General features: G+C 56.0%; 20 protein-coding genes. 1 reads left to right on the top strand and 19 read right to left on the bottom strand.

The window, feature by feature from the left end:
• Positions 1–48 precede the first annotated feature (48 nt).
• The 4 genes from recG to sciP form a co-directional block, all read right to left on the bottom strand.
• The gene (recG, locus tag ACRZ9U_RS01155; RefSeq protein WP_170405659.1) at positions 49–2,139 is read right to left on the bottom strand and encodes an ATP-dependent DNA helicase RecG; all 2,091 of its coding nucleotides are present in this window, start codon (positions 2,137–2,139) and stop codon (positions 49–51) included.
• Positions 2,136–4,388, bottom strand: coding sequence for an NAD-dependent DNA ligase LigA (ligA, locus tag ACRZ9U_RS01150; protein WP_170405656.1), 2,253 nt, complete (start codon positions 4,386–4,388; stop codon positions 2,136–2,138). The genes recG and ligA overlap by 4 nt, the downstream gene beginning before the upstream one ends.
• A 125-nt stretch (positions 4,389–4,513) precedes the next feature.
• Positions 4,514–5,230 carry a response regulator transcription factor CtrA gene (ctrA, locus tag ACRZ9U_RS01145; RefSeq protein WP_170393124.1) on the bottom strand — a complete coding sequence of 239 codons (717 nt, stop codon included), beginning with the start codon at positions 5,228–5,230 and terminating at the stop codon, positions 4,514–4,516.
• A gap of 84 nt (positions 5,231–5,314) precedes the next feature.
• A complete protein-coding gene (sciP, locus tag ACRZ9U_RS01140; RefSeq protein WP_170405653.1) occupies positions 5,315–5,608 on the bottom strand; it encodes a CtrA inhibitor SciP in 294 nt (97 codons plus the stop codon).
• A gap of 130 nt (positions 5,609–5,738) precedes the next feature.
• On the opposite strand from sciP, the gene mnmA reads away from it, so the two are divergent.
• Positions 5,739–6,884 (top strand): tRNA 2-thiouridine(34) synthase MnmA, encoded by a 1,146-nt coding sequence (gene mnmA, locus ACRZ9U_RS01135; protein ID WP_170405650.1) that lies wholly within the window; start codon positions 5,739–5,741, stop codon positions 6,882–6,884.
• Here the strand turns inward: mnmA and ACRZ9U_RS01130 are convergent.
• The 15 genes from ACRZ9U_RS01130 to ACRZ9U_RS01060 form a co-directional block, all read right to left on the bottom strand.
• Positions 6,881–7,462 carry a cadmium resistance transporter gene (locus tag ACRZ9U_RS01130; protein WP_170405646.1) on the bottom strand — a complete coding sequence of 194 codons (582 nt, stop codon included), beginning with the start codon at positions 7,460–7,462 and terminating at the stop codon, positions 6,881–6,883. The genes mnmA and ACRZ9U_RS01130 overlap by 4 nt on opposite strands.
• Entirely contained in the window at positions 7,462–8,619 is a 1,158-nt protein-coding gene (gene lpxB, locus ACRZ9U_RS01125; RefSeq protein ID WP_170405643.1) for a lipid-A-disaccharide synthase, read from the bottom strand. The genes ACRZ9U_RS01130 and lpxB overlap by 1 nt, the downstream gene beginning before the upstream one ends.
• Positions 8,619–9,413 (bottom strand): UDP-2,3-diacylglucosamine diphosphatase LpxI domain-containing protein, encoded by a 795-nt coding sequence (locus ACRZ9U_RS01120; protein ID WP_170405641.1) that lies wholly within the window; start codon positions 9,411–9,413, stop codon positions 8,619–8,621. The genes lpxB and ACRZ9U_RS01120 overlap by 1 nt, the downstream gene beginning before the upstream one ends.
• 4 nt (positions 9,414–9,417) lie before the next feature.
• Positions 9,418–10,203, bottom strand: coding sequence for an acyl-ACP--UDP-N-acetylglucosamine O-acyltransferase (gene lpxA, locus ACRZ9U_RS01115; protein WP_170405636.1), 786 nt, complete (start codon positions 10,201–10,203; stop codon positions 9,418–9,420).
• Complete coding sequence (fabZ, locus tag ACRZ9U_RS01110) at positions 10,200–10,673, bottom strand: 3-hydroxyacyl-ACP dehydratase FabZ (protein ID WP_170393131.1); 474 nt, start codon at positions 10,671–10,673, stop codon at positions 10,200–10,202. Before fabZ ends, lpxA begins: the two co-directional genes overlap by 4 nt.
• Before the next feature lie 72 nt (positions 10,674–10,745).
• A complete protein-coding gene (locus tag ACRZ9U_RS01105) occupies positions 10,746–11,330 on the bottom strand; it encodes an OmpH family outer membrane protein (RefSeq protein WP_170405633.1) in 585 nt (194 codons plus the stop codon).
• A gap of 6 nt (positions 11,331–11,336) precedes the next feature.
• The gene (bamA, locus tag ACRZ9U_RS01100; RefSeq protein ID WP_170393133.1) at positions 11,337–13,697 is read right to left on the bottom strand and encodes an outer membrane protein assembly factor BamA; all 2,361 of its coding nucleotides are present in this window, start codon (positions 13,695–13,697) and stop codon (positions 11,337–11,339) included.
• Positions 13,698–13,825: 128 nt separating this feature from the next.
• On the bottom strand, positions 13,826–13,954 hold the full coding sequence (locus tag ACRZ9U_RS01095) for a hypothetical protein (RefSeq protein WP_255612105.1): 129 nt from the start codon (positions 13,952–13,954) through the stop codon (positions 13,826–13,828).
• A 91-nt stretch (positions 13,955–14,045) separates the two neighbouring features.
• Complete coding sequence (gene rseP, locus ACRZ9U_RS01090) at positions 14,046–15,398, bottom strand: RIP metalloprotease RseP (RefSeq protein ID WP_170510023.1); 1,353 nt, start codon at positions 15,396–15,398, stop codon at positions 14,046–14,048.
• A gap of 5 nt (positions 15,399–15,403) precedes the next feature.
• Positions 15,404–16,576, bottom strand: a complete 1,173-nt coding sequence (gene dxr / locus ACRZ9U_RS01085) for a 1-deoxy-D-xylulose-5-phosphate reductoisomerase (RefSeq protein ID WP_170405627.1) — start codon at positions 16,574–16,576, stop codon at positions 15,404–15,406.
• Positions 16,576–17,358 carry a phosphatidate cytidylyltransferase gene (locus ACRZ9U_RS01080; protein WP_170405624.1) on the bottom strand — a complete coding sequence of 261 codons (783 nt, stop codon included), beginning with the start codon at positions 17,356–17,358 and terminating at the stop codon, positions 16,576–16,578. Before ACRZ9U_RS01080 ends, dxr begins: the two co-directional genes overlap by 1 nt.
• Positions 17,355–18,086 (bottom strand): isoprenyl transferase, encoded by a 732-nt coding sequence (locus ACRZ9U_RS01075; protein ID WP_170405621.1) that lies wholly within the window; start codon positions 18,084–18,086, stop codon positions 17,355–17,357. Before ACRZ9U_RS01075 ends, ACRZ9U_RS01080 begins: the two co-directional genes overlap by 4 nt.
• 9 nt (positions 18,087–18,095) lie before the next feature.
• Positions 18,096–18,659 carry a ribosome recycling factor gene (frr, locus tag ACRZ9U_RS01070; protein ID WP_170393138.1) on the bottom strand — a complete coding sequence of 188 codons (564 nt, stop codon included), beginning with the start codon at positions 18,657–18,659 and terminating at the stop codon, positions 18,096–18,098.
• Between the two features lie 184 nt (positions 18,660–18,843).
• Positions 18,844–19,839, bottom strand: a complete 996-nt coding sequence (acuI, locus tag ACRZ9U_RS01065) for an acryloyl-CoA reductase (protein WP_170405618.1) — start codon at positions 19,837–19,839, stop codon at positions 18,844–18,846.
• A gap of 50 nt (positions 19,840–19,889) precedes the next feature.
• Positions 19,890–20,984, bottom strand: coding sequence for a dimethylsulfoniopropionate demethylase (locus ACRZ9U_RS01060; protein WP_170405614.1), 1,095 nt, complete (start codon positions 20,982–20,984; stop codon positions 19,890–19,892).

The following is a 20,984-nucleotide window of genomic DNA, read 5'->3' as shown; positions in this document are numbered from 1 at the left end:
GGTAAAGAACTTTTTGAGAACATTTGTGAACTTAGTGGGATTTTCGGTCTAACCCACTGATATCAAACGGATCGCCTGATCCTGCTTCATAAGCCACAGAAGAACACGCGCAGCCTGCCCCCGATCCGAGGTCAATTTGGGGTCTGCGGACAGCAAAGCGCGCGCATCTGATTGCGCCACCGCCATCAGCCCAGCTTGCCTTTCAAGATCAGCTATCCGGAACTTTGGCAGGCCAGATTGTGCGGTTCCGATCAAGTCACCCGCACCGCGCATCTGCAGATCGGTCTCGGCAATGCGGAAGCCGTCTTCAGTTTCTCGGAGTACCTCCAGCCGTTTGCGACCACCCTCGCTAAGCGGTGTCTGATACATCAACAAACAGGTTGAGGCATCTTCACCACGTCCAACTCGGCCCCTAAGCTGATGCAACTGCGCCAGACCAAAAATCTCTGCCCGCTCAATCACCATGATCGTGGCGTTCGGCACGTTCACCCCAACCTCGATCACCGTAGTAGCGACAAGGACTTTGGTCTTACCACTCTGAAACGCCGCCATTGCCGCGTCTTTATCGGCGGGCGGCATTTGGCCGTGTACCAGGCCCACCACATCGTCCCCCAAGATCGCGCGCAACCTTTTGAAACGCTCCTCAGCCGCAGTCAGATCCGAGACCTCGGATTCATCGACTAATGGGCACACCCAATAGCATTGTTTGCCTGCATCAATCGCACCGCGCAGATGGGCCACAACTTCGTCCATGCGTTGCGTGCTGACGACTGCGGTCTTGATCGGTTTACGACCCGGCGGCTTTTCATCCAGCACCGAGACGTCCATATCGCCGTACTGCGCAAGCGCCAAACTGCGCGGGATGGGCGTAGCGGTCATCACCAGCACATCAGCGCGTTGGCCCTTTTCGGACAGCTCCATGCGTTGGCGGACGCCAAAACGGTGCTGCTCATCAACGATGGCCAGCCTTAGGGCTTTGAATTCAACATCGTCCTGAAACACCGCGTGGGTACCGACCAATATCTGAATATCTCCCTGCTTCAGCGCGGCCAGCTTCGCTCGACGCTCAGCCCCCTTGTCGCGCCCGGTCAGGATTTCCAGTACAACTCCGGCTTCTTCTGCCAATGGACGCAGCCCTTCAAGATGCTGCCGGGCAAGGATTTCGGTAGGGGCCATCATTACCCCCTGCCCGCCAGCTTCAACGGCTATGAGCAGCGAAACAAATGCTACTAGAGTTTTTCCTGCCCCCACATCGCCCTGAAGCAACCGGTTCATCCGCGTCTCAGCGGCCATATCTGCCGAGATTTCCTCGATCGCGCGTGTCTGCGCTCCGGTTGGCCGATATGGAAGGCTTGCAAGCACCTTGGATTGCAAAGCACCGGTGCCGAGACTGACGATCCCCCGCGCTTTACGCTCACGCTGTCGTGCCAGGGCCAGCGTCAGTTGATGTGCGAGCAGCTCATCGTAAGCCAGACGTTCCCGCGCAGGCGCAAAAGGTGCTACGTCGTCCGCCCCTTGTGGGTAATGCGCCGCGTGAATAGCAGTTGTCCAATCTGGCCAATTCTGTTGTGCCACCTGAGCGGGGTCGGCCCATTCGGCCAATGCAGGTACTCGCGCCAACGCACTTTGAGCAGCTTTATAGGCAGTTTTTTGCGTCACACCCTGCGTCAGATGATAAACCGGTTCAAACTCGGGCAATTCGCCTGCGTTTTCAGGCGCGACCATATGATCGGGGTGTACCATCTGAGCCATGCCATCGAACAGCTCAAGCTTTCCCGATACCACCCGGCGTGCGCCCTCCGGCAACAGCTTCTTCAGATAGTCCCCTCGGGCATGAAAAAACACCAGTTGGAAATCCGCCTGACTGTCTTCAACATGAATGCGATATGCGCCCCCTTTGTTCCGCGGTGGTCGATGCGCGCCGATCGTCACCTCAACAGTCAGAGTCGTCGGAAGGTCGGCGCCCTGAATCGTATCGCGTCGCCGCCGGTCAATCACCGCATAGGGTAGCGAAAACAATACATCGCGCGGTGAATCGATCCCCAATTGGCCCAGAAGCTGCGCGGTCTTCGGCCCTACACCATCTAGTGTTTCAAGACCCGCAAACAGCGGAAAGAGCTGTTCAGGCCTACCGCTCATAGATCGCCAATCAGTTGAAGCCAGCTATCTTCATCCAAGGTTTCGATGCCCAGATCAGCCGCTTTTTTCGCCTTGGACCCTGCACCCGGGCCCGCCACGAGCAAATCAGTTTTCTGGCTGACTGAGCCGGACACTTTGGCTCCCAACGCTTCGGCGCGGGCCTTGGCCTCGGCGCGTGTCATCTTTTTAAGCGTTCCCGTAAACACGACGGTTTTTCCTGCGACCGGACTGTCCGACGCAGGAGCCTCTGGTGGAACAACCGTCAGATGTTTACGCAGATCATCAAATGCTTGGCGTTCCTCCGAATTGGCAAACGCATCAGATAGTGACAACCCGAGCGTGGCGCCGATTCCGTCGATACCAATCAGATCTGCCCAGGCGCTGGCGGCATCTGTCGAAACATTCATTCGCGCGAAAGCCGCGTCCCGAACTTCTTTAACTTTCGCACGCCTCGCTTCTGCAGTAGCCGCGATCCTCTCGGCGTCTTCCGCTTCATCGGCTGCACGCTGCGCAAGCGCGGCAGGCCGGGCCGTATCAATGGAGGCCGCCATTACATCCCATTCCCGATAAAACAACGCCAAATCTCGTGCACCAACTTCGCCCACATGACGAATCCCCAGAGCGAACAACAGACGGGCAAACGGTATGGTTCGCTTGTCATCGATCGCTGCAAACAGGTTGCTTGCCGATGTCTCGCCCCAGCCGTCGCGGTTCTTCAACCGGGCCAGGTTTTCGGTGTCGCGATCTTTCAATGTAAATATATCAGCGGGTGTGTTTATTGGCAGAAGCGGATCGCCATAAAACATCTCGATTTGTTTTGCGCCAAGCCCTTCGATATCGAACGCCTTGCGCGATACGAAATGTTTGAGTTTTTCAACCGCCTGCGCGGGACATATCAGCCCCCCTGTGCAGCGGCGGACCGCATCCCCCTCTTCCCGGATCGCGTCGCTGTCACATTCCGGGCATTTCGTCGGGAAAGCAAAGGGCCGCGCATCATCGGGTCGTTTCGACAGATCAACATCCGAGATTTTCGGGATCACATCCCCGGCCCGATAGACCTGAACCCAATCTCCAACGCGAATATCCTTGCCCTCACGAATGACTCCGCCTTTGGCGTCCCGCCCTGCAATATAATCTTCATTGTGTAGGGTCGCGTTCGAAACAACTACCCCGCCAACGGTTACCGGATGCAGCCGCGCTACCGGGCTAAGCGCGCCGGTACGGCCCACCTGAATGTCGATGGCTTCAAGCCGCGTCCAAGCCAGTTCGGCAGGAAACTTGTGCGCAATCGCCCAGCGGGGCGTGGTAGATCGGAAACCCAGCCGGGCCTGCAGACTCAGATCATCGACCTTGTATACGACCCCATCAATGTCATAGCCCAAGGTCGCGCGCTGAGCTTCAATCTGACGGTAATGTTCCAACATCTCATTAGTCGTTGAGCAACGCCTTGTCAGCGCATTTACCTGGAACCCCAAGGTTTTGAGGCGATCAATTGCGCCCATCTGAGTCTCAGCTAGCGGTGCAGACAGTTCACCCCAGGCGTAGGCAAAGAATTTCAGCGGGCGAGATCGTGTTATTTCGGAATCCAGTTGACGGAGGGAACCAGCCGCAGCGTTGCGCGGATTTGCAAAGGTCTTTCCACCTGTTTCGACCTGACGTGCGTTCAAAGCCTCGAAATCATGGTGAGACATGTATACCTCGCCGCGAACCTCAAGAACGTCTGGTGCACCCTCAATTCGGTGTGGAATATCGGAAAGCGTACGCGCATTTGCGGTAACGTTTTCACCGGTCTCACCATCACCACGTGTTGCAGCCTGCATCAGTTCACCCTGCTCATACCGTAGGGATAATGACAGGCCGTCGATTTTGGGCTCAGCTGTATAGGCGAGCGGTGCCTCATCTCCCAGTCCCAGATATTTGCGGATCGAGCGGTCAAAATCGGCAACATCCGTGTCATCAAACGCATTGCCCAGTGACATCATACGCACGGCGTGGGTCACTTTTGCAAACCCATCTGAAACGCGTGCGCCCACTTGTTCAGTAGGGCTGTCGGAGCGTTTCAGTTCGGGGAATCGCGCCTCGATCTCGGCATTGCGACGCTTGAGAGCATCATAGTCGGCATCCGAAATTTCTGGAGCATCTTCAGTGTGATAAAGCTGGTTTGCCCGCAGCAATTCCTTGGCGAGCCGGGCCAATTCTTCCCGTGCTTCATCTTCTGTCAGATCTGCGATTTCTGTGGTATCGCTCATGGCCCCGCCCTGTCACGTCGTCTTGAAAACCAGTGATAGGACGAGGCCATGGTCAGGTCCAGTGTTGTGCTGACACGCGAGTGGATTTACCGCCCCGGACCATCGACGGTAGCAATCAGATCAGATTAGGCACCCACGGCCATGCGGGTTTCACCCATGTTGTTGGCTTGCGGATCACGCAGGACATATCCACGGCCCCAGACCGTCTCGATATAATTCTCACCACCGGTCGCATTGCTGAGTTTCTTGCGTAACTTGCAGATGAAGACGTCGATAATCTTGAGCTCGGGCTCATCCATGCCGCCGTAGAGATGGTTCAGGAACATTTCTTTGGTCAGTGTTGTTCCTTTCCGCAGGCTCAGAAGTTCCAGCATCTGATATTCCTTGCCTGTCAGGTGTACGGTTTTTCCGTTCACCTCTACGGTTTTGGCATCCAGATTTACGGCGACCTGCCCGGTGTGTATCACGGATTGAGAATGCCCCTTAGAGCGGCGGATAATCGCATGAATGCGCGCCACCAGCTCTTCGCGATGGAAAGGTTTGGTCAGATAATCGTCTGCTCCAAATCCAAATCCCTTGATCTTGCTTTCGGTGTCATCAGCGCCCGACAGGATCAGAATCGGTGTCTCTACCCGTGCTATGCGCAGTTGGCGCAATACTTCATGGCCGTTCATATCCGGCAGGTTCAAGTCCAACAGGATGAGGTCGTAATCATATAGCTTGGCCAGATCGATGCCTTCTTCGCCAAGGTCCGTCGCATACACGTTGAGATTGGCGTGTGTCAGCATCAGTTCGATGCTTTTGGACGTGGTTGGATCATCCTCGACAAGAAGTATGCGCATGTTCACTGCTCCAATTTAGGTCAAATTCTTCAACTGATTTGAGCCTGAATAAAAATGGTTAATCTGACGTTACCCTTGAATCATTTATTCACTTTCATCTTTAAGTTGTCGATATTTTTTTAAGGCCGTCACCTTCAATGCATCGATCCCGTGCTCAGCAACTGCTGAGACCCACGAGTTGAACTCTTCATCGCTGATGCCATAGCGCTTTTTGGCTTCGGACAACGAAATCAACCCATAAAGTACACCACGCACAACGATCACCTTGCGCGACGCCACCCAGCGCCGCGTATCCGCAGGAGGCAAATCGGCGCGTGTCAGCACGCTCCCGTCAGGCAGGGTGACCGACCTTGGACCTTCCACTTTGTGCAAATACATCTCTCATACCTTCTGCTGCTGCGACAAAGCTGCACCCAGCCTACTTAAAAGGGCGTGAAACCGCCCCTTGAGAGTGTCTAGAATTTTCTTATATTCTGCCGGTCTTTCTTAACCCGGACAGGAACCGCCTATGGCCCTCGATACCGAGACCCCGCTGAACTCGCTTGGCTTTGCCAAACCACCCTCGGAAACGCGGGTTGTCGTGGCCATGTCCGGCGGTGTGGACAGCTCTGTTGTGGCGGCCCATCTCGCTGATCAAGGCTATGATGTCGTAGGTGTTACTTTGCAGCTTTACGATCACGGTGCGGCGTTGGCCAAGAAAGGCGCGTGCTGTGCGGGGATCGACATCCACGATGCGCGTCGCGTGGCGGAAGAACGCGGGTTCCCTCACTACGTCTTGGACTATGAAAATATCTTCAAGGACGCCGTAATCGACGAATTCGCCGACAGCTATCTTGCCGGCGCGACTCCGGTGCCCTGCATCCGTTGCAATGAACGGGTGAAGTTCAAGGACTTGCTTGAGACCGCCAAGGACCTTGAGGCCGACTGCATGGCCACGGGCCACTATATTCAGCGCAAGATGGGCCCCAACGGCGCCGAGCTTCATAGCGCTGAGGATGCAAATCGCGATCAGTCCTATTTCCTATTTTCGACCACACCGGAACAGTTGGATTTCCTGCGTTTCCCGCTTGGCCACCTGCCCTCCAAAGACGCCACGCGCGAGATGGCGGCACAATATGGGCTGGCCGTTGCGGACAAGCCGGATAGTCAGGACATCTGTTTTGTGCCCAACGGAAACTATGCCAGCGTGATCGAAAAACTGCGCCCCGGAGCCGCAGAACCCGGTGAGATCGTACACGCCGATGGCCGCGTTCTGGCGCAGCATAACGGGGTGATTCACTATACGATCGGTCAGCGTCGTGGGCTCGGTATCGGTGGTCTCAGCGAACCTTTGTATGTGGTCAAGCTGGATGTGGACAAGAAACAGGTTGTTGTCGGCCCCAAAGAGATGTTGGCCACAAGAACCGTTCCCGTGCGCGAGATCAATTGGCTGGGAGACGAACCGTTCACGTCAAAGAACGAATGGCATGTTTCGGTCAAAGTCCGCTCGACCCGCCCCCCGCGTGAGGCGATTATTCGCCCCCTTTCGGACACAACAGCCGAGGTTGAATTGCTGACGCCCGAGGAAGGTATCTCTCCGGGTCAGGCTTGTGTGTTCTACGAAACCGATAGCAGCCGTATCTTTGGCGGCGGCTGGATCTGGCGCGGTTACTAAATCGCGTCAGTCCACGAGTTGCTGAGGATATAGATCCCGGCACAAATCATCACGTAAGGCACCAGTTTCTCAAGCCGACGTGCGAAACCGCCGGTCATGATTGGGGATTGTGCACCCCAAAGCCCCAGCATGGTCAGCGTCAGCGCTGCGGCCACCGCGCCGGTGACACCCGCAATCCGATAGCTGGGGGCTGATTCGGCCAATAGCGGCGCAAGCACAGCGAACGTGTCCATCGACAGACTTATGAACAGCAGCATGGTGACGAATGTCGAAGCACCCGTGGATATTTGAGGGGCCTCCTCGGTCTCCGATCCGCGGAACTGACGGATAACTCCGATCAGCCCGAGGCCAAGTGGTATCACGCCCAGATATCCAGCCCAATGTGGCACCACATCATCGACGCCCAAGGCCAACAATAAGGCGGCAGCGATGATTAACATCTGCGCCAGCAGGAACCCCGCAACGGTCCGGCGCGGACCAGACACCATCATCAACGCTACAAGAGCTGCAAGGTTGTCGAGATTGGTCAAAACCTGCGCCATGAAGGCAGAAGCAGCAAAGATCACATGATCCAGCATCACGATTTCATTCTGTCCAAAACGGACCTTGCCGCACGCAAACCCGGTGCTTCGCCACCGCGACCAAGACGCTCCATCGTCGTCGCCATGGTTTGATGTTGGGCGTCGGGGGTGGCGGCCACCTGTTCCAACGCCGAAGCGATCTTGTCCGGTTGGCATTCATCCAGCAGACATTCGGGTACTGCGTGTGTCTCCGAGACCAGATTGACCAGTGTGACGGTGTCCAGCTTAACCATTCGTTTTGCGATCAGCGTGGTCAGCCAGTTGAGGTTATAGGCGATCACCATCGGTGTTGCCTGCGCGGCCAGTTCCAATGAGACCGTGCCGGATGCAGCCAATGCAAGATCAGCAGCGGCAAACGCTGCCCTTTTCTGCGATTGCGCGTCGTCCGAGGGCAATTCCCGCGGATCGACAACTATCGGATTCCCCGGCCAGTCCCGAACCTGTTCGACGACCGCATCAACCATATGTGCAACTGCGGGCACGACCACGCGCATATCGGGACGGTCTTTCAGAAATTCCTGCAAAGCAGCGCCAAAGATCGGAGCCAGCCGTTCGACCTCACCCCGCCGAGAGCCGGGCAAAGCCAGCACGATCGGCGCGTCGCCCAGATCGTGAGCCGCGCGGAATCGCTGGATATCCTGATCGGACGCAATGGGTTCGTTCACAACCGGATGGCCGACAAAGTCACACTCCATCCCTGCCCGCTCCATATAAGGCGGTTCAAAGGGTAACAGCGCAAGTACGTGATCGATTACTTTCGCCATCTTGTCTGCGCGCCCCGGCCTCCAGGCCCAGACGCTGGGGGCAACGTAGTGGACAGTGCGAATCTCGCTGGAGGCCTTTACCAGCTTAGCCACACGCAACGAGAAATCCGGGCTGTCGATAGTGATCAGTACATCAGGCTTCGTGTCTAGAACTGCCTGAGCAGTCTCAGCGATACGGCGTTTTAGGTGAAAGAACTTGGGCAGAACCTCGACCAACCCCATAATGCTGAGTTCAGACATGGGAAATCGGCTGGTCAGCCCCTGCGCCTGCATTAGCGGCCCGCCAACCCCATCAAACTGCACCTCTGGCAAAAGGGTACGCAGACCTTCCATCAACGCGGCCCCTAAACGGTCGCCCGAAGGTTCACCGGCGACCAGAAATACGCGCATCAGACCGTGCGCTCGCGGACATAAAGAAACAGACCAAGGCGATTGCATTCTTCAATCACGCGATCGCGTTGCAAAACGATGACGCCGCCCTTTTCGATGACAATGCCCGACAGGCCCGCCGCGACAGCCGCCGAAACGGTGTCGGGTCCGATGGCAGGCATATCTGCGCGGCGATCCTGATCTGGTTTTGGACCCTTGTACAGAATGCCACCGCCCGCGTCGGGGCGCTGAGTCAAGGATTGCAGCATCCATGCGGTGCCATAGATGCCCTCGATCGCCAACGCTTGAGATTTCAGTACTACGCAAGCCTGACCGATATCCGCCGTCCCCATGTTGCGCAGGATTCCTGCCGCTCGATCTGCGTCGGCGTGATCAGTTTCAGAAGGCTGGGCTTCGGTCGATGAGCCAAGAGGCGGCAGCAAATCCGGCGCGATCTCATGCGCCGCACGGACCGTCAAACCGGCATCCTCAAATATTCCAATGACCGCGCGCAATGCGCCGTCGTCACCGGCCATGATGGCCTTTTGCAGGATCGGCACCAGCGGCATCGTCGCCGCATCAATGCGAGCTGGATTGACAGTCGGACGACGCACTGCCCCTGCCATGCAAATCTCGGTCACGCCGCGGGCTTTGAGATCGGCGATGAAGCTACCCAGTTGCTCCAATGGAAAAACCAAGTCGGTGGTCAGTGTATCGGGCTCAAACCCTTCCAGAGCGCAGATTAGCGGGCGGTTTGGCAGACAAGTGACCACCTCGTCTGGTAAAGCGCCAGTTCCTGCGATCAATGCCAGCATTGGCCTACTTCCTCGGGGTCAGGAACGAACGGTCTGTTTGCCCCGTCACAAATTCGACGATCTGGCGCACATATTCGTTGTCTGCATCCTCGCCCAGCCGGGTGGCGCGATCCATGAAGGTGCCGTCTCCTTCTGACAGTTCCTTGAAGGCCGCGCGCAATGCCGAGATATCCTCACGCGTTACACCACGCCGTTTCAAACCGACCAGATTCAAGCCATCCAGTTCGCCCCGAGGCGCCTGAACAAGCCCATATGGAATCACATCATTCGGGACCATCGTAAGCGCGCCAATGATGGCACCGCGACCTACGCGCACGAACTGATGTAAGCCCGAAATTCCGCCAACGATGACGTCATCCTCGATAATACAGTGACCAGCCGCGCCAGCGTGATTCACCAGAATGACCCGGTTGCCGATTTGTACATCATGCGCCACGTGGACACCGGCCATCAGTAAGCAGTCATCGCCAATCCGGGTGATACCACCGCCGCCATCCGTGCCGGTGTTGATAGTGACGTGTTCGCGGATACGGTTGCGCTCACCGATTTCAAGGCGCGTGTTCTCACCACCGAATTTCTTGTCTTGCGGAATTTCCCCGACAACAGCAAAGCTGAAAATCACTGTGTCATCACCAATTGACGTATCGCCGGTGACTACGACATGGGATTTCAGTTCGACCCGATCGCCCAGACGGACCTGCGGACCGATATGGCAGAATGGACCAATCGTACAACCCTGCCCGATCTGCGCACCGTCTTCGATAATGGCGCTGGGATGAATACCGCTCATGTTGTTTTTTCCATGTCCCAGTCGACATAGGCCGAAAATTCAGCTTCGGCAGCAACCTCGCCCTCGACTGTAGCGCGGCCGCTGAACTTGAAGATCTTGCCACCTTTCTTACCGCGTACAGTTTCGACATGCATTTCGAGAACATCGCCAGGTACGACCTTGCGGCGGAATTTGCATTTGTCGATATTCATGAAATAGATCAGCAACTCGCTGTCGATTACATCCATGCCGACACCCAGCATAACTCCTGCAGTCTGCGCCATCGCCTCGACAATGGTCACGCCAGGCATGATCGGAGTTCCGGGGAAATGGCCCTGAAAGTGCGGCTCGTTCATGGTGACATTCTTGATGCCCACCGCTGATTGATAGCCATCGATATCCACAACCTTGTCGACCAACAAAAACGGATAGCGATGCGGCAATATACGCTGAATCAGCTGAATGTCGGCGCTCTTGGTTTCCGTGGTCATGGTGCGGATGTCCTGTTCTGGATGTCTCTTTCAAGCGTGGTTAGCAATACCCGTACCTAAGGGCAAGCCAGCCTATTCGTTGTTATTGTTTTCAAGTGTAGCGCCGTCGCCGATTGCGGCATCGATCCTGGCGATCGCAGCGTTGGTAATATCTGAGGCGTCCGTGCTTAGAACCACATTGGACCGCTCGATCACAATCGAGGCGCCAAATTCGCGCAGCAGTTCGATCAGCACCGGTTGCGCCATTTCAAAAAACTGACCACGCGCCTCTTCGCCGCGCCGCGCTAATGCGTCCAGTTTGGCGCGCTGGCCGTCACGGTGTGATTGAACTTTCTCGTCAAAAGCTTCGGCAAGCGGGCGAAACTCGTCCGCCGAAAGATCTGACCTCTTTTCGGTCAGATCTTTTTCTTCCTTGCTCAACTGCGCCACAATCCGTTCGTTTTCTTCAGCCAAAAGGGTGCTTTCGGCTTCAATCTCGCGAAAGACGCGCTGCCCAAAGGCGGAATCTGCAAACAAACGCTCACTGGAGATTGTCAGAACGTCTGTTTGTGGCACGCCCAATTGCTGCGCACCCAGCGGCATTGCTACAGCTAGCAGTACCAAAACGCACAGGGCCCTTAGCGGGCCCTGCAGGATGTTCTTAACTTCGGTGATCATTCGCGATCAGAACCTGGCTTGAACGGTCAGGTCAAAGCTTTGCTCTTTATCGAAGTCCTCTTTCTTGAGGGCTTGCGAGAAGTTGAAGCGAAGCGGACCAAACGGTGTTTCCCACAGTACGGATACCCCTACAACATGCCGGATCGAACCGCTTTCACCAACAATATCAGCGCCAGCGGTGTTGACGTTGTTGAGATTGTAGAGGTTGCCAACATCGTAGAAGACGCCGCCACGCAGCCCCAGTTCTTCGGGCAGCCCCAGCGGGAAGTCCGATTCGAAACGAGCAACCCAGTAGTAGTTGCCGCCGATGGCATCGTCCTGCCCGTTCGAAAGGTCACGCGGCCCGATACCAGCAGGCTCAAACCCGCGGAATGTGCTAGGACCTAGAACAAACCGGTCGAGCGTGCGGCTGAAATCGTCCCCGGTCCAGTTCAGTGCACCCAATTCAAGCGTCGCGCGCAATACGACTTCTTCGTTGAGGACGCGTTTTTGGGCTATCGCCCGTGCCGTGGTTTTGAAGAATTCATTGTCCCCGCCAAGACCAGCAGCATCCACGCCGACTTCGAACAGGACGCCCGCTGTGGGGTTCAGGCCACCAATACGGCTATCGTATACGTAGGACACACCCAGAGAACTGCTGGTTCGTTTCCCCTGATCGATCTCTGATGAGATGACAGCGCCGTTCCGCTCATTGCTCTGCTGGGTCATTTCGCTGCGATCCCAACCATAGCGAAGACGCAACGCCGACAATTCACCGATCGCGTAGCTCAGCTGTGGGCGGAAGAACACTGTTTTTGTATCGTAGCTGGCAAAGCTCGAATTGGTGCTGGCCAGGCCAAGCCCAAGATCAAAGCGTAGCTTACGGCCCAGCAGATAAGGCTCGGTAAAGTTGATAACGTACTGTTCAGAATCCTGAGCTGTCGACAACGTGATACCCAGGTTTTGCCCGCGGCCGAGGAAGTTCGATTCATTCAATCCGATTGCGATCCCGAAACCGTCCGAGACCGAGTAGCTACCACCCAGGCTCAACGAACCGGTTGGTTGTTCTTCGACATCCACGTCCACGATAACCTGGCTTGGCGACGATCCCTCGCGGGTTTCCACATCAGCGACCGAGAAGAAACCCAAGGCGCGAATACGTTCGGCGCTCTGGCGGATTTCGCGGGGATTGAAGGGGTCGCCTTCAACGGTATCGAATTGACGGCGGATCACACGGTCTAGCGTGGTTGTGTTCCCCTCGATATCGATGCGTTCCACAAAGATACGCGGGCCACGGGTCAGCACGAACTGGACATCCAATGTCAGATCGCGGGGATTACGCGTTACCCGGGGCTCGACCCGCAGAAAATCAACGCCGTTTTTCAGCCCCAGACGCTCCATCCGCGCGATCGAGTTCTCAAGCACCGTCGGAGAGTAAATTACACCTGGTTTGACTTTCAGAGCCGCCTGATAAGGCGCCGGGTCCACACCCGGGATCTCACTGACGGTCGTAATCTGACCGAACGAGAACCGCTGTCCTTCTGTGACGTTCATAACCAGAAAGAATGCATCCCGTTCGCGGGTGAATTCGACATTGGCACTATTGACGCGAAAATCGATATAACCGCGTGACAGGTAGAAATCACGGATCACCTGTTTGTCGAATTCGATTCTGTCGGCAATGAAGGTGTCGCCGCGAAGGAAGGTCCGCAGAATGTTCGCCTGCTTTGTTTCAAGCACGCGGCGCAGTCGACGGTCCGAAAACGCGCGGTTTCCTACAAAACTGACTCGCTCAACCTCAATTGTCGTTCCCTCGGCGACTTCGAACACCAGATCGACACGGTTATCGCTGCGACGAATGATGCGCGGGATAACCGTCGCGGATACGCGGCCCTGCGCCGAATATACTTCGGCAATCAGGTCAGCGTCCGCTTCGGCCTGTTGAGGCGTGAATACGCGGCGGGTTTGGGACGATATCGCTTCGAGCAGGAGATCATCTTTTACGCGGCGATTGCCCTCGATGCTAATCTGGTTGATGGTCGGGTATTCCTCGACCGCGATGACCAACGTACTGCCACGTGGTGTAAGTTCGACTGTTTCAAAAACACCACTGTCAAGCAAACGCTGGAAGGCATCATTCAATTGTCCTGCCGTAACAGTCTGCCCCGGTTCGATTCCGGTGCGGGCGATAATCGTCGAAGTCTCGATCCGTCGATTGCCCTCAACTTCGAAGCTGTTGATGGTGTAAGATTGCGCCTGTGCGGGCTGCGTCAGAACCAGTAAACCCGGTGTAGCAAAAAGGAAAAAGAACGTTAGTGCCTGCCACAAAATGTTGCTTTTCCGCCCCCGCGAGCCGCAGTATGTGCCCGTGCGCCTGCTGTCAGTCATTTTTATCACTACCCAGAATTTTCAGCCTTTAGCTGCTGAGTAGCCCGATTGTGGGGCCATGTCAAAAGACGAAAAAGCAAAAACGGCCCATAAGGCCGTTGCACGTAAGTCAGACATGTTCAGGAGAATCACAAACCGAGCAGATAACCACCAACAGCTAGGGCCAGTGCGGTCACGGCAAAGCTGAGCAGCATATCCCAGTTCAACTGGAACAGGACGCTGACACTCTGATAGGATTTTTGAAACGCCTTGGTCATTGAACTCAAGCCTACACTTATCGATGCACCCCAATAAGATAGGCTTGAATTGCGGCAATTTTGCGTCGGAACGGTGCCAAGATCGCCTTAATCAGCAGAACAGATCATTACTGACCGAGAAAAGCATCAATGACAGGATCAGTGTGACACCGACCCCCATCAGTACCCTCAGCGCTTTATCACTGGGTGGTCTACCAGACACAGCTTCATAAGCGTAGAATAGCAAATGCCCCCCATCCAAGGCTGGGATCGGGAACAGGTTCAGCAACCCGACCGCCGTTGACAATACGGCGATGAAGAAGATGAAGTTCTGTGCCCCCTGGCTGGCCATAGCACCCGAGGTTTCGGCAATACCGATCGGCCCGGAAATGTTGCAGGTGCTGATCGCTCCGGTGATCATGTGCCACATTCCCGACAGTGAGCCTTCGATGATGCGCCCGGTTTGGACCACGCCACCTTCGATCGAATCCCAAATGCCCGCTGGAACGGTTTCGGGATCGATCATCATGCCGCCTACGATACCGATGCGCCAATGGGTGATGAAACCACCATCCGACGTCGGCTCGTCCGTGCGTCGGGGCGCAAGTGCAAATTCCAAATCCGCCCCGTCGCGCCATACATCCAGCAGCAATACGCGCCCGTTCGATCCTTCGACATGTTCCTTAAGCTGCTCGAACGCAAAGATCGGATCACCGTCTACCGCCGTGATTACGTCGCCCTGCTGCAACTGTATGTCCATCGCTGCACTGCGCGGCGTAACCTGTTGGATTAGCGGTGGAAAGAGCCAAGGTGCCACGACATCAGTGGTCTCTCCATCTCGGATAACCGTATAGTCCAGCTCTGGTTCTACAGGCAGCGAATTGATGAAATCGGACCAGTTGCTTGCGTCATCGAAATCCGGTGTTGGAATGCCTGCGATGGCGATAATCTCATCGCCCTCCTGCAGACCCTGAATTGTACCAGGCAACGGCTGCAGTGCGCCAACAGTCAAAGGTTCACGGGAAACACCCTGCGACCAGAAAATCAGGCCAAACACCAATATCGACATCACGAAATTAAAGACCGGCCCTGCCGCAACAGTAGCCGCACGCGCCCAAAGCGGGGCGCCGTGCATGGTGCGGCGCAGCTCTTCCGGGCTTTGCGCGGAGATCTCACTCATCGCGTCTACGTCTTTGCCGGACGCGGCATTGGCATCCCCGAGGAATTTGACATAACCGCCAAATGGCAGCAGCGCGACCTGCCAGCGAGTGCCGCGCTTATCTATGCGGCTCCATAGAACCGGGCCGAAACCGATCGAGAACACTTCGGCATGAATGCCAGACCACCGACCAACGATGTAGTGGCCGTATTCGTGCACCGCGACAATCACGGAAAGCGCAATAACAAAGGCTATTATCGTGTAGAGCAGATTGCCAAATTGCGGGATCAAAGAGAGTATATCCAAAAGTTCTATCCTGCTCGTTCCAATACGGTTTCATCGACCCACTGACGTGCGAGATGGTCCGTTTGCTGTACATTATCAAGGGTCAATGGTGCATCAATCAGGCTGTCTGAGGCCTCAAAGCGCTCCAACACGGCCGACACCGTGTCTGCCATATCCAAAAAACGTATCCGGTTTTCTATAAAGTGGTCCAATGCGCGCTCTTTGGCGGCGTTGAAGATCGCACCGGACAAGCCGCCGCGCTGCATCACTTCGCGGGCAAGACGCAAAGCCGGGTAACGCGCTTCATCCGGTGCATGAAATCGCAACTGACCCAGTTGCGCGAGATCCAGGCGCGCAACAGGTAAATCGCGCCGTTCGGGCCAATGCAGCGCGTACCCGATGGCATGGCGCATATCCGGAGCCCCCAGATGCGCCATCAAGGCGCCGTCCTGAAATCCGACCAGTGCGTGAACGATGGATTCGGGGTGCACGAGGACTTCGATATTCGATGGGTTAACGCCAAAATATTCTTTGGTTTCTATAACTTCCAATGCCTTGTTGAACATAGATGCGCTGTCGATCGTAATCCGCTGTCCCATGTTCCAGTTCGGATGACTCGATGCCTGTTCAACAGTTGCTTTGGCCAGATCGCCAAGCGGCCAATCCCGGAACGCTCCACCGCTTGCGGTGATAATGATCCGTTCGACGCTTGTCATATCCTCGCCCACAAGCGCCTGAAAAACTGCCGAATGTTCGCTATCCACGGGTAATAGCGTGGCGCCATGCGCCCGAGCCGTTTCCAGAACCAGCGGCCCGGCACAAACCAGCGTTTCCTTGTTGGCAAGCGCGAGTGTCGCCCCTTGTTTCAACGCTTCGATCCCCGGAGCCAGTCCTGCGGAACCGACAATTGCAGACATCACCCAATCCGCCGGTCGCGCCCCGGCCTCGATCAGAGCGGCCTGCCCCGCAGCCGCTCGCACTCTGCTGCCGGCCAATGCGTCACGCAGATCATCGAGTTTGTCATCAAACGCAGTCACCGCCACGTCTGCATCCAGGCGCACTGCATCGCGTGCAAGCTGCGCGACGTTGCGTCCACCGGTCAACGCGACCACGTCATAGGCATTCGGATTTCTTGCGATCAGATCAATCGTATTCTGGCCAATGGAACCAGTCGCACCAAATATGGATACCCTTCGCATCACATACCTCCGGGCGCGTAAAACAGCCCTGCGAGCAACACAAAGACTGACGCGCCCATCATCCCATCAAACCGATCCAGAAACCCGCCATGGCCGGGTATAAGGTTTGAGCTGTCCTTAACGCCAAAGCCACGTTTTGTCGCGCTTTCAACAATATCACCGATCTGGCTGGCCATAGAGGCAAGAACCGAGACAACGATAAAAGCAATGCCGAAACCGGCATAGTGCGCAAAAACTGTTCCGACCAGCGCGGCAGCAACCCAGCCTCCAACCGTACCGGTCCATGTCTTCTTGGGGCTAACTCTGGGCCAGAACTTAGGTCCGCCAAGCGTTTTGCCCACAAAATACCCGGCGACATCCGTGGCCACGACCACAAGGATCAGCCAAACCATCCATCCAAATCCCAGGTTTTCTCGGATCGATATGAATCCCAGCCCCGACATCGCGATCCAAAGGGCAAACAGGACGTATATCCCGCGCGCACGGTTGATCTGTCCTGCTCCTACCAATGCCGGGGCCACCAAACATGGAAGCTTGTATAGCGGTGGTAGATGATAGCTTAGGACCACGGCGAACCCGGTCAGTATCGCCAGCTGAAACGCGACACCCTGACGTTCTGGGTCGATCATCCGGATCAGTTCCCATATCATCAGACCGCAGACGGTGCCGATAAATATCTCAAACCACAGGCCGCCTAGCCAAACTTCGACTGCCGCAATAGTCACAAGAACCGAAGCCGACAAAACCCGGGCAGTCAGATCAGACCATCGGCCATCACTCATGCCGGGACCGCTCCAAACCGCCGTTCACGCGATCCATAGTTGCGGCACAGCCGTTCCAGTTCTGCAGCTGTGAAATCAGGCCACAAAGTATCGATGAATTCGTATTCGGAATAGGCAGACTGCCACAGCAGGAAATTCGAAATCCGCGCTTCACCACTGGTACGGATCACCAAATCGGGGTCTGGCAGAACGCGCGTGTCCAGATATTTAGGCAGAGTTTCCTCGTCCACGTCCTCGGGGCGCAGAATGCCATCGGCAACGTCACGTGCCAAACGTCTGGTCGCGCGCGCCACCTCGTCACGACCGCCATAGTTCAAGGCAACGGTTAGATGAACCAGGTCATTGTTCTGTGTTTCGCGTTCAAGCGTATCCATCAGCTCGGTCAGCTTGGCATCCAGCCGAACTCTATCCCCAATGAAACGGACCCGAATGCCGTTATCTTTCAAGGTCTTGGTCTCTTTGGCGATGTAACGGCGAAACAAGCTCATCAGGCCTGCAACTTCGACCTGAGTGCGTTTCCAGTTTTCAGTCGAAAACGCAAATACTGTCAGATACTTGATCCCTAAACCTGGGCAGGCCTCGACCACCTCACGGACGCGGCGCGCACCTGCATGATGGCCAAACAATCGAGGCCGCCCGCGTGACTGTGCCCAGCGACCGTTGCCGTCCATGATGATAGCAACGTGGCGCGGCCCTGCAATCGGAGAGGTATCGGGATCCTTTGGCATATCCGAGGCTCAGACCTGCATGATCTCGGCTTGTTTGGTCTCGAGCGCATCATCGACGGATTTGATCATGGTATCCGTCAGCTCCTGAACCTCGGTTTCCCAGAATTTCTGATCGTCCTCGGACATGCCGTCTGCCTTGGCCTTTTTGATCTGGTCCATGCCATCACGGCGCACATTCCTGATCGAAACCCGTGCGCTTTCTGCATATTGACCCGCGACCTTGCCGAGCTCGCGACGGCGTTCTTCGTTCAGTTCGGGAATCGGCAGCATGATGATGGTACCATTCAGTTGCGGGTTTATACCCAAACCGCTTTCCCGAATGGCCTTTTCAACTTTGCCTACGAGGCCCTTGTCCCAAACATTCACGGTTACCATGCGCGGTTCAGGGACGTTCACGGTACCAACCTGATTGATCGGAGTCATCGCGCCGTAAGCATCGACCATGACGGGCTCAAGCATTGAAGCCGATGCACGACCGGTCCGCAGCGAAGCGAATTCGGTTCTGAGGTTGGCCATGGCACCGTCCATGCGGCGTTTCAGATCATCGGTATCGAGTTCGAAATCATCAGACATGCTGCTCACTCCCCGTCTTCAGGTGATGTTCGGATGGGTCTTAAGCCATCACAAATGGGATGTATAGCAATCATGGTCACGAAATGTGGCAATGGCCAGAACTGTTTCCGGCATTTCGGCCTCATTCCCGACAATTGGGTCGGTCGGATGCATGCTCCGGCCGATCCGTTGTCTGTTTTGTCTATCAAGCGTTCACGTTTACCACGACGCGCCCTTTTACCTGACCTTGCAGGATGTCCGCTCCCAACTGGGGCAGATCAGAAAGGGTTGCTGCATGGACCATCGCCTCAAGCTTATCCATGGGCAGATCGGTTGCGATACGCTTCCAGGCACGGACCCGGTTGTCGTATGGCTGCATCACGCTGTCGATGCCCAACAGATTAACACCGCGCAGCAGGAATGGGATCACGGTCGCGGGCAGCGCCGCACCACCGGCAAGGCCAACCGCAGCGATCGAGGCCCCATACTTCATCTGCCCCAGCACGCGGGCAAGCATCGCTCCGCCCACCGCATCAACACATCCGGACCAAGTTTCACTTTCCAGCGGACGCTTGGTGGTCTCGTTCAACTCGTCACGCGGGACAATTGTGGTTGCACCCAGTGATTTCAGGTATTCTTCGGTTTCAGGACGCCCGGTCACAGCTGCAACCTCATAGCCCAGATGGGCCAAAATGGCCGTCGCGACCGAGCCGACACCTCCTGCGGCACCTGTGACCAACACCGGGCCATGACCCGGCTGCAAACCTTGATCCTCCAGCGCCATGACGGCCAGCATAGCGGTGAACCCGGCAGTGCCAACTGCCATCGCCTGCCGTGTATCCAACCCATCCGGCAACGGCACCAGCCAATCTGCCCGCGCGTTTGCTTTTTGTGAATAGCCGCCCCAATGCGCTTCACCTACGCGCCAGCCCGTCAGCACGACCTTGTCGCCAGGTTTGTAGCGTGCATCCGAGGACTGCTCGACCGTGCCCGCATAATCGATGCCCGGAATATGAGGATAGCTACGCACCAGACCACCGCCTTTGGGCGACATGCACAGACCGTCCTTGTAGTTCACCGTTGAATATTCAACGGCGATCGTCACTTCTCCATCCGGCAGCGCATCCAGAGAAATCTGCTTCACCGAAGCGCTTGCGAGGCCACTTTCTTCATCTTTTTCAACGACAAGTGCATTAAACATGAACTTACTCCTTCTATTGCCTCAATCGGCTGTGTTCCTGAAACAAGGGCTTAGCGCCAGAATTTTTCCTGCACCTCGGCCCATCGCATTCCATGTTCGGTCATCAATTCAATCCGCGTACCTGGCGCCCAATGGGACCGGTCGACCATTCCAATGGCTACATTCACTCCAAACTCGGGTGAATACGCAGCCGAAGCCACCTGCCCGACCTGCCGGCCCCCGGCCATCAGCGGCCAAGATTCGGTGCACGGTCCGATCTCACCTTCAATGACAAGCGGACGGATCTGTCGGGGTGGACCGTTTTTTGCCTGATCCGCCAAAGCGGCTTTACCGATGTAATCCAGCGGAGAATTGCAGAACCGTGCTAGCCCGCATTCATAGGGCGTATTCTCGCGCCGCATGTCCGACCCGAAACTCAACAGACCGCTTTCAACACGCTCAATCCCGTTTGGGCAACCTGCCCGCACGTTCAGGTCTCGGCCATTAGAAAACAGCGTGTCCCATAGTGGCATGCCATAATCCGTCCCTTCGACGTATATCTCGAACCCGCCTTGTTTTGACCAGCCAGACCGGGCGACGACGAAAGATGTATCTTCAAACGCTAACCGTTTATATCGAAAGAACTTTATATCCCTAACTTCATCACCAAAGACGCGCGTCATCAGCTCGTCCGCCTTGGGGCCCTGTACCGCCAAGGGCGACACATCCGGCTCAGAAATATCGACATCCAGCCCCAGCGCAATCACGATTCCCAGAGCAAATTGCCAAAGGTCACCATCGGCAACCGACAACCAATAGTGATCATCCGCCAGCTTGATCGCAACAGGATCATTCAGCATGCCGCCATTGTGATCTACTATCGGCACATAATAGCACTGGTTCGCCTGCATTTTGTCCATATCGCGCGGGCTGAGCATCTTCATCAGCCGCAACGCATCCGGGCCTTTGATCTGTACCTGCCGCTCACACGAGACATCCCAGACCTGAACATGCTGTTTCAGATGCGCCGCATCAGCTTCGACGCTTTCAAAAACCGTCGCAAGCAGCATGTGATTATAAACTGTATACCCTTTGACGCCTTCGGCCTCGACGCCCGGAGTGAATGGGGTTTTGCGCACGCGCCGGTTCGGTGAGATGACTGCCAT

Source organism: Ruegeria sp. D7 (assembly GCF_056534355.1).
This window is presented reverse-complemented; position numbering and strand designations above follow the sequence as displayed.